The sequence below is a fragment of the Psychrobacter sp. TB20-MNA-CIBAN-0197 genome (genome assembly GCF_040309765.1).
Taxonomy (GTDB): domain Bacteria; phylum Pseudomonadota; class Gammaproteobacteria; order Pseudomonadales; family Moraxellaceae; genus Psychrobacter; species Psychrobacter submarinus.
This window is the reverse complement of sequence record NZ_JBEOPC010001394.1, coordinates 1-235: the sequence shown is the minus strand read 5'-3', so window position 1 is coordinate 235 and position 235 is coordinate 1. Positions and strand designations below refer to the sequence as shown.

At 70.6% G+C, this 235-nt stretch carries 1 pseudogene; it reads right to left on the bottom strand.

Annotated elements, in window-relative coordinates:
• Window positions 1-212: pseudogene (locus AAEY83_RS18540) on the bottom strand (amidohydrolase family protein); the annotation flags it as partial.
• Window positions 213-235 lie beyond the last annotated feature (23 nt).

Below are 235 nucleotides of genomic sequence, written 5' to 3'. Positions count from 1 at the left end.
AGTTCGGCCAGGTCGAAGTCAGGCAACTGGTCGTCGTGTACGGTCAACCGGCCACCGACCAGCAAGGCGCGCAACGTCGGGCGTCCTCCGCCCACCACCGGCCCGATCGCCGGGTCATGCAGGCCGAAGTATCGCGGCTGGTCCAGGCGGTAGATCGCCAGGTCGGCCGCCATGCCCACTTGCACGCTGCCCACGGCGTCCAGCCCCAGCACCCGAGCCCCGCCAGACGTACCCC